This window comes from Pseudomonas sp. PKS, assembly GCF_051913525.1.
Classification (GTDB): domain Bacteria; phylum Pseudomonadota; class Gammaproteobacteria; order Pseudomonadales; family Pseudomonadaceae; genus Aquipseudomonas; species Aquipseudomonas guariconensis_D.
Genome location: NZ_JBEGDO010000013.1, coordinates 41,985 through 54,258, shown reverse-complemented (window position 1 = coordinate 54,258; position 12,274 = coordinate 41,985). Strand labels below are relative to the sequence as shown.

Below are 12,274 nucleotides of genomic sequence, written 5' to 3'. Positions count from 1 at the left end.
CTCAGGTCCCCCTCGGTTTGGCTCGCGCTGTCGCTTCGGCCACCAGCGGGTCATCGGGCCAGTAGTGCTTTGGGTAACGCCCTTTAAGGTCTTTTTTCACCTCGGCGTAGGTGGTACGCCAGAAGTTGGCGAGATCCTGGGTCACCTGCACCGGGCGGCGCGCCGGTGACAGCAGGTGGAGCTTGACCTGCTGGCGGCCCTGGGCGATGCGCGGCGTGTCGGCCAGCCCGAACAACTCCTGCAAACGCACAGCGAGGATCGGCGGATGCTCGCTGTAGTCCAGGCGAATATTCGAGCCGGAAGGAACCGTCAGGTGCGCAGGGGCCAGTTCCTCCAGACGCTGGGGCAGCGGCCAGGGCAACAGGTTGCGCAGGATCGACGGCAGGTCCAGCTGGGCAAAGTGGCTAAGGCGAGACACTTTGCCCAAATACGGCTGCAGCCAGCTTTCCAGGCTAGCGAGCAGGGCCTCATCACGCAGATCGGGCCACTCGCTGTGGCCATCCTTGTCCAAATCCAGCTGACGCAACAGCGCTACCCGCGCCTGCCATTGGCGCAGTTCAGGCGTCCAGCTCAGCAGGTTCAGGCCCTTGCGTCGCACCAGGCCCAGCAGCGCCTTGGCACGGGCTTCGTCATCCAGCCCCGGCAAGGGTTCGCGACTGAGCACCAGCTCGCCGACCTTGCGCTGGCGCTCGGCGCGCAGCACCTGCTCGCGTTCGTCCCAGTCCAGGACATCGAGTGTTTCCACCTGCTCGGCCAGCACCCCCTCGAACAGGCCCGGATCGAACTCGGCTGCCAGGTAGATGCGCTCCTCGCGCTGCCCCTGACGGCTGCCCAGGTCCGCGATTACCAGCCAGGGACACTTCATCAGCGCATCCACCTCGGCGAACAGCGCCGCGCGTCCATTGGCCAATCGGTACTCGGCGCCACCCTCGCGCCGCTGCTGGGCCACCCGGTCGGGATAGGCCAGCGCCAGCAATGCCCCCAACCAGCGGGGGTGATCGACATCGGCGACAGCAGCGCCACGCATGCCGCGCAGCAGGCCCCGGTACTGGCGCGCCAATTGCCGGGCGCGCTGCACGCCCCCCTGACCACCACGGGTCGCTTTAGTCTCGCCGCTGAGCAAGGCCAACCGGCTGTGCAGGTCGGCGCCTGCCCCGCGCAGGATGTCGCGCTCACCGAGCAGCGCGGCCACATCGCAGGCCATGTCGGCCAGGCCCAGTGCCTGGCCACGCAATAGCAGATGGGCGATGCGCGGGTGCGCAGGCAGTTCGGCCATGGCTTGGCCGTGTTCGCTCAGGCTCTCGCGACTGCCCGGCTTGAACGCCCCCAACCGGGCGAGCAGGTCGCAGGCCTGGGCGTGGGCAGCGCTCGGGGGTGGATCCAGCCAACGCAACTGATCGGGCCAGACACCCCAGCGCGCCAGTTGCAGGGCCAGACCGGCCAGATCGGCCTGCAGGATCTCGGCGCTGCCATGGGCCGGCAACTGATCGTGCTGAGCCTCGGACCACAGCCGGTAGCACACCCCAGGCTCCAGACGCCCTGCTCGACCGGCGCGCTGGGTGGCACTGGCGCGAGAAATGCGCTGGGTCTCCAGACGCGTCATGCCGCTGCCGGGATCGAACCGAGGAACACGCGCCAGCCCGGCGTCGATCACCACGCGTACGCCGTCGATGGTGAGACTGGTCTCGGCGATGTTGGTGGCCAGCACCACCTTGCGCAGGCCCTTGGGCGCAGGCTCGATGGCGGCGCGCTGAGCATTGAGGTCGAGTTCGCCATGCAATGGGCACAGCAGCACATCCGTGCGCTCGCCCAACGCCGCTTGCAGCGACTGGTGGACCCGCCGAATCTCGGCCTGCCCCGGCAGGAACACCAGCAGGCTGCCGGGCTGTTCGGCCACCGCCTGGAGCACGCAATCGACCACCCGCGGCTCGACGAACTCGCCTGGCTGATACGGTCTGCTCCAACGAATATCCACAGGGTGCATGCGCCCCTCGCTGCTCACCACCGGAGCATCGTCGAGCAGGCGCGACAGCCGCTCGCCTTCCAGCGTGGCGGACATCAGCAGGATCTTCAGCGGCGGCTCGTCGCGCAGCAGTTCCCGACCATTGAGGCTCAGGGCCAAGGCCAGGTCTGCGTCCAGGCTGCGCTCGTGGAACTCGTCGAAGATCAGCAGCCCCACCCCCTCCAGCGCAGGGTCGGCCTGCAAGCGACGGGTGAGAATGCCTTCAGTGACGACCTCGATGCGAGTATTGGGACCGACCTTGCTGTCCAGGCGGATGCGGTAGCCGACAGTCTCCCCGACCTTTTCGCCCAGCTCGCTGGCCAGGCGCTCGGCCGCCGCCCGTGCCGCCAGGCGGCGGGGTTCAAGCATCAGGATGGTCTGCCCGGCCAGCCAGGGCTCATCGAGCAGGGCCAAGGGTACGCGGGTGGTCTTGCCGGCGCCGGGCGGGGCTTCGAGCACAGCCTCATCGCGCGCGCTCAAGGCTTTACGCAGAGCGGGCAGTACGGCATCGATTGGTAATGAAATCATGGTGGTCCTCGAACAATCGTCCGAGTATAACGGCGAACCGAGCCTGCCTTATCATGGTCTTAAACATCAGGACCAGGCGACCGGCCTGGTCCTCGTTGGTCACTTTGCGGAGATCCCAATGCGCATCCCTACCCGCGTCATCGGTGGCGCGCTCATCGTCACCCTGCTCACTCAACTGACTGCCTGCGGCACGCTGTTCTACCCCGACCGGCGCGGCCAGATCGAAGGCAAGATCGACCCCGTCATCGCCGCCCTCGACGCCGTGGGTCTTCTGTTCTATGTGATCCCCGGCCTGATCGCCTTCGGCATCGACTTCGCCAGCGGGGCCATCTACTATCCGCCCGGCGTCACCGCCCACATCGACCCGGCCAAGCTCAAGCCGGCCATCAATGCCGATGGCCAGGTCGACAAGGCCAAGCTGCAAGCTATTCTCGAAAGCGAACTGGGCCAACGCCTGCCGCTGAACGATCCTCGGCTGATCCAGCACCGGGGCAGCGTCGAGCAGTTGGCCGCCTATGGCCTGGTACCGGCCGCCTGATCCAGGGAACGCACCTGCGGCATGACTTCGAGCGCCGAACACCAACGCCTGCTGCGCCTGGCCACGCGCGCGTCCCTGGCCGTGGCCACGATCCTTGTCGTGAGCAAGGCGGTCGCCTGGTGGCTGAGTGATTCGGTCAGTCTGCTGGCCGGCCTGACCGATTCGGCCCTCGACGCCGTCGCCTCTTTCCTCAACTTGCTGGCCGTGCACTACGCCCTGCGCCCGGCTGACGACGACCACCGCTTCGGCCATGGCAAGGCCGAGGCGCTGGCCGGCATGGCCCAGGCGCTGTTCATTGGCGTCAGTGCGGTGCTGATTGGCGTGCAGGCGGTCGATCGCCTGCAATCGCCGCAACCGCTGGGCGATACCGCTGCCGGCATCGCAGTGATGCTGCTGTCGCTTGTCCTGACCCTGGCCTTGCTCACGTTCCAGCGCAAGGTCATCCGCGCCACCGGCTCCACTGCGGTGCGCGCCGACTCGCTGCACTACCGCTCCGACCTGCTGCTCAATGGCAGCATCCTGCTCGCCCTGATGCTGGCGCGCTTTGGCTGGCCGCAGTTAGATGCGTTGTTCGGCCTGGGAATCGCCCTGTATATCCTCTGGAGCGCCGTGCAGATAGCTCGCGAGAGCACGGCGATCCTGATGGACCAGGAACTGCCGGCCGATATCGGCGAGCGCATGCTCGAACTGGTGTGCGCCATCCCCGGGGTCAAAGGCGCCCACGACCTGCGCACCCGAGTATCGGGCAACCGATGGTTCGTCCAACTTCACCTGGAGCTTTCCGGCGAACTCAAACTGCATGACGCCCATGAGTTGTGCGTGCAGGCATCAGCCGCCATCCGCCAGCGTTACCCGCGAGCGGATGTGATGGTGCATGCCGATCCGGTGTAACCCGCCACAGCCTTCAATTCACGCTGTAGCCCCGGGCACTCAGGCAATCCGCCAGTACCCGATGGTAGGCATCGGCCACATGGGCCGGCGGTGCGAAAGCCGCCGCAGCCGGATCGAAACCGGACTGCTGCACGGCTTGGCGATGACATTCATAGCGGTCCTGGTTCTGCTGCCGAGGCGTTTGCCCGGACAATGGATGGGCGATCACATCGTATCCGGTACCCAACTGCGGGCCCGGCGCGGGCAGTATGTTGGGGGGATTGACCACCACATACTCCTGGCTGTCGCTCAGGTATTGGTAATAGGTGTTCGAGACCTGGAAGAACAACGTGCCATCGAACCAGACCTCCTGGGCGTAGACCGGCAGGTAGCCGACCCGCACGCCATAGGGCGGCCTGACCAGCACATACGCGCCGCCTTGCGGGCGATACCAGTAGCCGCTGGAATAGTAGTAGTCCTGCCCCTGATGGGGCACCTTCCAATAACGATCCGGAAAGTGGTCGATCCTGTGTCCGGGATGGTACTGCGGGCCAGGCCCCCAGCCATCGCCATGGCCGTCGGGACGCCCAGGCCAGTCTCCACCTGGACGCTGGCCAGGCCCACCCGCTTCCCAGTGATAGCCGCCATTGCGTCGGGGAATGTCCTGGTAATAGCCTTGGCGCGGCGGCTGGGTCTGGCGCACCTCGTCACGCGAGTTGAGCGGCGAGCGGCCCATGGTCGCGCCGTTGGGGTCCTGCGCGCCCAGGCCCTCTCCTGCCCCTTGGGCCCATGCGCCCAGGCTGATACCCAAGCCCAGCAAACCAACACCTGTCCATTGCCGGATGCGCGACCTCATGTTGCCCTCTCGATGGTAAGAACTGCATTGGAACTGCATGCAGTCTATCGCGGCGAGGGCCGATACAGATGAAATTCCGGGCATGAAAAAAGGGAGGCCATAAGGCCTCCCTTTGGGAATTGTCGTCCGTGCTCGGCGCTTGTGGCGCCGGCTCACCTCACATCGTCTTCTGGACGGTGCGTAGCCCGGGGGCCTGGCGGATCCTGTTGGATGGCTGGCCGCGACGGCCTTCCTGAGGCCGGTCGCCGTGGACTGTTGTCCGGGCAGTGATTCTGTTGGTAACGATACGGGAGGCGGTGGAGCAGAGGATTGCGAATATTGCTCAGATAAATAGCACTTGCGCAATTTTTAACCCTGGATCGATAATTCGAAGCAATCCGAACAGAAAAGGCCTTTTCCATGAGCAAGCTCGACCGCTATGACCTGAGCATCCTTGCCGAATTGCAGCGCGACGCCCGCATCTCCAATCAGGAGTTGGCCGAACGCATCGGCTTATCCCCCTCCCCTTGCTCACGGCGGGTCAAGCAACTGGAAGACGACGGCTATATCTCCCGCCAGGTTGCGCTGCTGGACCGCAAGAAGCTCGGCCTGAGCCTGACCGCCTATGTGCTGATCGGCATGGACCGCCACACCCCCGAGCGCTTCGAGACCTTCGAGGCCGCCATTCGCAACTTGCCCCAGGTGCTCGAATGCAGCCTGGTCACCGGGATGGATGCCGACTATCAGCTGAAAGTCGTGGTCCCGGACATGGACCACTACCAGAAACTGCTGCTCGGCAGCCTGACTCGTATCGAGGGCGTCACCAGCGTGCGCTCAAGCTTCGTGCTCAACCAGGTGCTGGCCAGCACCGAACTGCCGTTGACGCATCTGCGCTGACCGTCCCCTGTCGTCCCACTTATAATCGGCGCTCAGCCTGCCTGGAGAACACTGATGGATCCCGCTGTATTCGAAGAGTGGATGATGATCGTCCTGGTGACCGTGCTGATCGGTTTCATGGGGTTCATCGTCTGGGACCTGGCAAAGAAGTCCAAGGCAGGCCGCTTCGGCACCTTGATTCTGTTCTTCGTCCTGGGCCTGGGCGTGCTGGCCTTCATCATCAAGAGCGTGGTGGTCGGCTTCCTCGAAGGGGTCTAGCGCCACCGGGACGGGGCACTACGCGCCCATCGCTGGCTGTTGCCAGCGCCCCCACCGGCGTACGCAGGAGCCGAGCGCCGTGTCTGTGGGCGCTGGCAACAGCCAGCGATGGCCTCCTAACGAAGTAGCTTCGGCGCAACCTCCCGCCAGCATCCCTGCTCCAGCCCGTCCAGCGCCCAATCCCCGATCCTCACCCGCACCAGCCGCAATGTCGGCAGCCCCACTGCCGCCGTCATGCGTCGCACCTGACGGTTGCGCCCTTCCCGAATCACCAGCTCAAGCCAATGGGTCGGTACGCTCTTGCGAAACCGCACCGGCGGATTGCGCGGCCAAAGCGCTGGCTCCTCGAGCAACCGGGCCTCGGCCGGCAGCGTCGGCCCATCGTTGAGCTCGACCCCCTCGCGCAACTGCTGCAGTTGCGCTTCGCTCGGCTCTCCTTCCACCTGCACCCAATAGGTCTTGGGCAACTTGTGCTTGGGATCGGCGATGCGCGCCTGCAGCCGACCGTCGTTGGTCAACAACAGCAGGCCTTCGCTGTCACGGTCCAGGCGCCCGGCCGGATAGATGCCAGGAATGTCGATGTAGTCCTTGAGCGTCGCGCGCCCCTCGCCATCGCTGAACTGGGTCAGCACGTCGAAGGGTTTGTTGAACAGGATAAGGCGGGGTTCGGCCGGCGGCGCCTTGGGCTGGCGACGCGGGCCTGTAGGCCGCGCCTGGGGACGGCGCGGCTTGGAACGGGGTGGCAGGGACATGGATCCTCAGCGGAACGGCGGCTCATCGAAGCTGCGCAGTTTACGCGAGTGCAGCGAATTGAGCTCGGTACGCAGCAAGTCCAGGGCCGCGATGCCGATTTTAAGGTGTTGACTGACCGCACGGTTGTAGAAGGCATTGGCTGAACCAGGCAGCTTGATCTCGCTGTGCAGCGGTTTGTCCGAAACGCACAACAAGGTGCCGTAAGGCACCCGCAGGCGATACCCCTGGGCAGCGATGGTGCCGCTCTCCATGTCCACCGCCACAGCACGGGACAGGTTGATCAGCGGTCGCTCCTGGGCCCAGCGCAGCTCCCAGTTGCGGTCGTCGTAGGTCAGCACGGTGCCGGTGCGCAGGCGCTTTTTCAATTGCTCGCCACGCTCGCCGGTCACCTGCGCCGCGGCCTCCTGCAGTGCCAACTGCACTTCGGCCAGGGCCGGGATTGGGATGTTCGGCGGCACCACCCGATCAAGGATGCCATCGCGACGCATGTAGGCGTGGGCGAGCACATAGTCGCCGATGGTCTGCGATTGGCGCAGGCCTCCGCAGTGGCCGATCATCAGCCAGCAATGCGGGCGTAGCACGGCCAGGTGATCGGTGATGTTCTTGGCATTGGATGGGCCGACGCCGATATTGACCAAGGTGATGCCATCGCCATCGGCGGCGATCAGGTGGTAGGCCGGCATCTGGTAACGGTGCCAGACCACACTGGCCACCAAGGCCTGGGTCTCGTCGTCGTCCATGCCCTTTTCGATGATGACATTGCCCGGCAGGACCATACGCACGAAGCGCGAATCCTGACGCAGTTGCTCCAGGCCATGACCGATGAATTGGTCGACGTAGCGGTGGTAGTTGGTCAGCAGGATCCACGGCTGCACATGCCGCCAGTCGCTGCCGGTGTAATGCACCAGGCGTCGCAGGGAGAAGTCCACGCGGGCGGCATCGAACAGTGCCAGTGGCAAGGTTTCGGCGCTGCCCCAGTCACACAACCCGTCGGCGATGTTGTCGGTGGCCGCCGACAGGTCGGTGCTGGGGAAAACCCGTGCAAGCTCGGCGGCAGTGATGCCGCTGCCCGCCAGTTCATCGCCCTGGTCGACGACATAGGGGTAAGGAATGTTCTGTTCACTGACGCCCACTTCCAGGGTCACGGTGTAGTCATGCATCAGCGGTCGCAGTTGCTCGAGCAGGTAACCGCGAAACGCCGCCGGCTGGGTGATGGTGACACTGTAGGTGCCCGCCACCTGTACCTTGGCATAGGCCCGGGTGGTGGCGGCGACTTCGCCATGACTGTAGTAGGTCAGGCGCAGGGCCGGATAACGAAACAGCGCCCGCTGGTCGTCGTCCGGCTCGGTGCGGTCCTTGAGGTAGCGCTTGAGGGCCTGGCTGAGGGCACCGGTGGCCTGTTCATGCAGGGCCGCCAGACGATCGACGGCCTGTTCAGGTGTATCAACGACTACAAACGCTTGGCTCACGCTGGGCTTCCTGTCTTCTGACATGCATGGCTTCCATCTTGCCTGCCTTCTGTTGCAATTACATCCTTGACAATCGCATTCGACCTCTTCGCGGACAAACCCGCTCCTACTTGCTCCACGCGGGTCACTGTGAGAGCGGGCCTACCGGCGAACGGGGCGCCTCAGGCCGACCAGAGCGGCGTCGCACGCGCCACCAACGCCTGCACATCGACACCCCTGGGCAATGCCCCATAGACCCGCCCACCCGTGCCCAACCGACTGGCGATGAAGGCATCGCTGACGGTCGCATTGCCCGCTTCGAGCAACAACTTGGCCTGCAAGGCCACGGCGATGTCTTCAGTCAGTTGCCGGGCGCGGTACTGGACATCACCGGTATCGGCAAATGCGCCTTTCAGGTTGCCGATATGCGCCGCCAGGCGCGGGTCGCCGTGGCCGTCGCCAAGCTCGGCGAACAATGCGTCGAGCACACCCGGCTCCTTGGACAACGCGCGCAGCACATCCAGGCACTGCACGTTGCCCGAGCCCTCCCAGGTGGAGTTGACCGGTGCCTCGCGGTAAAGGCGCGGCAGGATGCTGTCCTCCACATAGCCTGCACCGCCCAGGCACTCGGCAGCTTCGTTGATCATTCCCGGAGCACGTTTGCAGATCCAGTACTTGCCCACGGCGGTCACCAGGCGGGCAAAATGCGCCTGCTGTGGATCGTTCAGTTGGTCCAGCGCCTGCCCCATGCGCAGGCTCAAGGCCAGTGCCGCCTCGCTTTCCAGTGCCAGGTCGGCCAGTACGTTCTGCATCAATGGCTGCTCGCTCAATACCCGCCCGCCGACCTTGCGATGGGCGCAATGGTGCGCGGCCTGGGTCAGCGCCTGTCGCATCAAGGCACTGGAGCCGACCATGCAATCAAAACGAGTCATGGCCACCATTTCGATGATGGTCGGCACTCCACGCCCCTCTTCACCGATCATCCATGCCAGGGCACCGCGAAACTCCACTTCGCTGGAGGCATTGGAGCAATTGCCGAGCTTGTTCTTCAGGCGCTGGATATAGAACTGATTGTGCGTGTCGTCGGGGCGGTGACGTGGCAGCAGGAAGCAGCTCAAGCCCTTGTCGGTCTGGGCGAGCGTCAGGAAGGCATCGCACATCGGTGCCGAGCAGAACCACTTGTGGCCGACCAGCTCGTACGCCTGGCCAGGGCCCGGGGCGCCGACCGGATAGGCACGGGTGGTGTTGGCCCGCACATCGGTGCCGCCCTGCTTCTCGGTCATGGCCATGCCGAGCGTCACCCCAGCCTTGTGCCGGTCGCCCACGTTACGCGGGTCGTACTCGCGCGCCAGCACTTTGGGTAACCAGTATTCGGCCAGTTCCGGCTGCAGCCTCAAGGCCGGCACCGCAGCGAAGGTCATGGTCAGGGGGCAGCCAGTGCCTGCTTCTGCCTGGCTGTGCAGGTAGGTCATCGAAGCGCGCGCGACATGGGCGCCGGGACGAGGTTCGGCCCAGGGCAAAGAAGGCAATCCATGCTCGACCGCCGTGCGCATCAGCTCGTGATAGGCCGGATGGAACGTCACCAGGTCGATGCGGTGGCCATAACGGTCATGGCTGCTGAATTCCGGCTTGTGGGCATTGGCCAGGAACCCCGCAGCCATCAGCGGGCCGCCGGCCAAGGCACCGTAGGCGTCGATCCGCGACTCGGCCCAGCCGGCACCAAAGCGCCGGGACCACTCCTGCAATGGCTGGTCGAGGCGGTACAGGTTGGCGCCGTCGAGCGACGGCGGCTGGTTGGTGACTTCGTGGGTTTCAGCGAACTGGTGCAGGTTCATCGGGGGCTCCCTGGATCCGGTCATGCCTGAAAGCCCCAGTGAAGCACTCCTTGGAGGTCAGTCAAAGTGTCAAAAACGACTAACTCGGCCGTCCTTAACCGCCCATTGCGCCCGAGGCCAACCGGCCGGACGGCCACTGCGCCTGGGCTACGGACAGGTTCAAGGACAGCTCGAAGCGGCTGCCCAGCCCACGGGTCGACTCATGGGCCAGGCGGGCGCCGATCAGCTCGCCCAACTGACGGCAGATCGACAACCCGATGCCCAGCCCCCCGTAACGACGGGTTATCGAGCCATCGACCTGGAAGAAGCGCTGGTAGAGGATGGACTGGTCCAGGTCGTCGAAGCCAATGCCGCTGTCACTGACGGTGAAGGTCAGCGCCAGATTGTCCGGCCCGAGCCTGCGCCCCCGCACTTGGATCATCACACCCCCCTGGTGGGTGAACTTCAGGCTGTTATCCACCAGGCAGGCCAGGCAGCGCAGCAGTTTCTGCGCATCGCCAAGCAGCTCGTCGGGCAGCTCCGCGGGGATATCCAGGCTCAGGTACAGGCCTTTGCCCAGGGCACGCCCGGCGAAGCCTGCGCGCAGCTCCTGCAACTGCCGGCGCAGGCTGAAGGGCGCGGCATGGGCACGCAGACGACCCGCCTGCAGCTCGGTGAGCACGAGGATGTCGTCGACCATGGCCATCATGTCCTGGGCGGAACCTGTGGCGGTGCGGTGATACTGGGCGTGCTCGGCAGTCATCGGCAGGGTATGCATCAGCTCCAGCGAGCCGATCACCCCGTTCATCGGTGTGCGCAGTTCATGGGTGACCGTGGCCAAGAACTCATCCTTCAGACGGTTGCTTCGGGCCAACTGCTGGTTGAGCTGCTCCAGGGTGCGGCCAGTGTCGCGCAACGCCTGGGCCTGCTGTTCACGCAGGCTGTTGATGCGGTCGGCCAGGGCCAGGGACAGCAACGCCACTTCCAAGGCCGAGCCCAGTTGGCTGGCATACATCGTCAGGAACACATTCGGCAGGTAACCGAGCACCATCAGGGTATTGACCAGCCCGCCCAGGAGGAACGCGGTCCAGGCAATGATGAACCAGCGCGCCACCCGCACCCCGTGCCACCAGGCATAAAGCCCTGCGGTGAAGATGCTTACGGTGAACAGCAGCGCCAGCAGTGTTGCCATGCGCAAGGCCAGGCCGTAGGGCATGGTCACTGCCAACACCATGACTAGCCCCCCACCGGCCATCAATCCCAGCAGCAGCCGGTCGAAGCCACGGCTTAGAACTCCCAATTGCAGGAAATGCCGGGCGAACTGGCAGCCGAACAGCCCCGCTGCGCCAATGAACAGCGGCGTGGCGGCATTGGCCCACCAGGGGCTGTCCGGCCAGAAATAAGCGACACCCGCGCCGTTGACGGAGATCTGGTAGAGCCCGAATGAAGCGATATAGAGGATGTAATACAGGTAGCTGACGTCGCGTACGCTGAGGTAGATGAAGAGGTTGTAGACCAGCATCACCAGCAATACGCCGTAGATCATGCCCAGCACATAGAGGCGAGTGGGCTGCTCTTCCATGTAAGCCTCGGTTGACCACAACGCCACCGGTGCCTGGATCGATCCCTGGCTTTGCAAACGCAGGTAGGCCGTGGTCGCCTGACCCGGGTTCAAAGGCAGCTCGAATAGATAGTTGTTCTGGCGGATCTGCCGGCTGGCATAGGGCAAGGCATCGCCAGTGCGCTGAACCAGGCGGTAACTGCCGTGGCCATCGGGCAGGTAGAGATCCAAGTGGTCCAGCGGTGGATAGGCCAACTCCAGCAGCCACTGACGGGAGGGCGCGGTGGGTGGGCTGATGTTACGCAGGTCGATCTTCAGCCAAAACACCGAGGTGGAATAGCCCGCGTTGAGGACATCTTCATGGTGCTGTCGGAAACGGCTGGCGAATGCCGGCGAACTGACTTGGGTGATGCTGGCGCTGCCATCGCGGTCTTCGAAGACCTGCATGACTTGGCCCAATGGAAGGTACCGGGTGGCGCTGTCGAAATCGACCGCTCCGGCGAACAGGGGCACACAGCCCAGAAGCATCATCAGCAAGTAGCGCATACAGCCCCAGCATGGCCTGTCCAGTCGCGTCGTGGTGGCCTCCCTTCCCTTTGAGACGACGAATTCCGGCAGCGCCTATTTGTCGAGTTATCCGAGCACTCTAGCATAGCCTTCGGACAGGGCAATCAGCCACTTCAAATTTAAAAGAAAAGGCTCTATCTCAATGCTTACAGAAAGACAGAACGCATAAATCTGACCATTTGATCAATAAAAGCCATCTGCAG

The 12,274-nt window shown here is 64.3% G+C and carries 10 protein-coding genes; 4 read left to right on the top strand and 6 right to left on the bottom strand.

Going from position 1 to position 12,274, the window contains the following annotated elements:
* Nucleotide 1 precedes the first annotated feature (1 nt).
* Nucleotides 2–2,530 carry an ATP-dependent helicase HrpB gene (hrpB, locus tag ABOA88_RS14785; RefSeq protein WP_367851772.1) on the bottom strand — a complete coding sequence of 843 codons (2,529 nt, stop codon included), beginning with the start codon at nt 2,528–2,530 and terminating at the stop codon, nt 2–4.
* Nucleotides 2,531–2,648: 118 nt separating this feature from the next.
* Here hrpB and ABOA88_RS14780 point away from each other — a divergent pair, with 118 nt between their 5' ends.
* Entirely contained in the window at nt 2,649–3,068 is a 420-nt protein-coding gene (locus ABOA88_RS14780) for a polyribonucleotide nucleotidyltransferase (RefSeq protein WP_196170165.1), read from the top strand.
* Between the two features lie 21 nt (nt 3,069–3,089).
* Nucleotides 3,090–3,959, top strand: coding sequence for a cation diffusion facilitator family transporter (locus ABOA88_RS14775; protein WP_070576590.1), 870 nt, complete (start codon nt 3,090–3,092; stop codon nt 3,957–3,959).
* Between the two features lie 13 nt (nt 3,960–3,972).
* Here ABOA88_RS14775 and ABOA88_RS14770 read toward each other — a convergent pair whose 3' ends face one another.
* Complete coding sequence (locus ABOA88_RS14770; RefSeq protein ID WP_367851773.1) at nt 3,973–4,794, bottom strand: DUF6515 family protein; 822 nt, start codon at nt 4,792–4,794, stop codon at nt 3,973–3,975.
* 399 nt (nt 4,795–5,193) lie between these two features.
* On the opposite strand from ABOA88_RS14770, the gene ABOA88_RS14765 reads away from it, so the two are divergent.
* Nucleotides 5,194–5,670 (top strand): Lrp/AsnC family transcriptional regulator, encoded by a 477-nt coding sequence (locus ABOA88_RS14765; RefSeq protein ID WP_003249795.1) that lies wholly within the window; start codon nt 5,194–5,196, stop codon nt 5,668–5,670.
* Between the two features lie 54 nt (nt 5,671–5,724).
* Nucleotides 5,725–5,928: a DUF2788 domain-containing protein gene (locus tag ABOA88_RS14760; RefSeq protein ID WP_023378567.1), complete on the top strand. Its 204-nt coding sequence runs from the start codon at nt 5,725–5,727 to the stop codon at nt 5,926–5,928.
* 116 nt (nt 5,929–6,044) lie between these two features.
* Here ABOA88_RS14760 and ABOA88_RS14755 read toward each other — a convergent pair whose 3' ends face one another.
* From ABOA88_RS14755 to ABOA88_RS14740, 4 genes are all read right to left on the bottom strand, one after another.
* Nucleotides 6,045–6,680, bottom strand: a complete 636-nt coding sequence (locus ABOA88_RS14755; protein ID WP_070576598.1) for a pseudouridine synthase — start codon at nt 6,678–6,680, stop codon at nt 6,045–6,047.
* A gap of 6 nt (nt 6,681–6,686) precedes the next feature.
* Nucleotides 6,687–8,174, bottom strand: a complete 1,488-nt coding sequence (amn, locus tag ABOA88_RS14750) for an AMP nucleosidase (RefSeq protein ID WP_196170167.1) — start codon at nt 8,172–8,174, stop codon at nt 6,687–6,689.
* Between the two features lie 137 nt (nt 8,175–8,311).
* On the bottom strand, nt 8,312–9,964 hold the full coding sequence (locus ABOA88_RS14745; protein WP_196170168.1) for an acyl-CoA dehydrogenase family protein: 1,653 nt from the start codon (nt 9,962–9,964) through the stop codon (nt 8,312–8,314).
* A gap of 94 nt (nt 9,965–10,058) precedes the next feature.
* A complete protein-coding gene (locus ABOA88_RS14740; RefSeq protein ID WP_196170169.1) occupies nt 10,059–12,050 on the bottom strand; it encodes a sensor histidine kinase in 1,992 nt (663 codons plus the stop codon).
* Between the last annotated feature and the right edge of the window lie 224 nt (nt 12,051–12,274).

What these genes read in the sequence shown, in the direction of transcription:
- ABOA88_RS14770 (WP_367851773.1), bottom strand. Translation starts at nt 4,794, where the DNA reads ATGAGGTCGCGCATCCGGCAATGGACAGGTGTTGGTTTGCTGGGCTTG.
- ABOA88_RS14745 (WP_196170168.1), bottom strand. Translation starts at nt 9,964, where the DNA reads ATGAACCTGCACCAGTTCGCTGAAACCCACGAAGTCACCAACCAGCCG.
- ABOA88_RS14760 (WP_023378567.1), top strand. Translation starts at nt 5,725, where the DNA reads ATGGATCCCGCTGTATTCGAAGAGTGGATGATGATCGTCCTGGTGACC.
- ABOA88_RS14740 (WP_196170169.1), bottom strand. Translation starts at nt 12,050, where the DNA reads ATGCGCTACTTGCTGATGATGCTTCTGGGCTGTGTGCCCCTGTTCGCC.
- ABOA88_RS14755 (WP_070576598.1), bottom strand. Translation starts at nt 6,680, where the DNA reads ATGTCCCTGCCACCCCGTTCCAAGCCGCGCCGTCCCCAGGCGCGGCCT.
- ABOA88_RS14775 (WP_070576590.1), top strand. Translation starts at nt 3,090, where the DNA reads ATGACTTCGAGCGCCGAACACCAACGCCTGCTGCGCCTGGCCACGCGC.
- hrpB (WP_367851772.1), bottom strand. Translation starts at nt 2,530, where the DNA reads ATGATTTCATTACCAATCGATGCCGTACTGCCCGCTCTGCGTAAAGCC.
- amn (WP_196170167.1), bottom strand. Translation starts at nt 8,174, where the DNA reads ATGTCAGAAGACAGGAAGCCCAGCGTGAGCCAAGCGTTTGTAGTCGTT.
- ABOA88_RS14780 (WP_196170165.1), top strand. Translation starts at nt 2,649, where the DNA reads ATGCGCATCCCTACCCGCGTCATCGGTGGCGCGCTCATCGTCACCCTG.
- ABOA88_RS14765 (WP_003249795.1), top strand. Translation starts at nt 5,194, where the DNA reads ATGAGCAAGCTCGACCGCTATGACCTGAGCATCCTTGCCGAATTGCAG.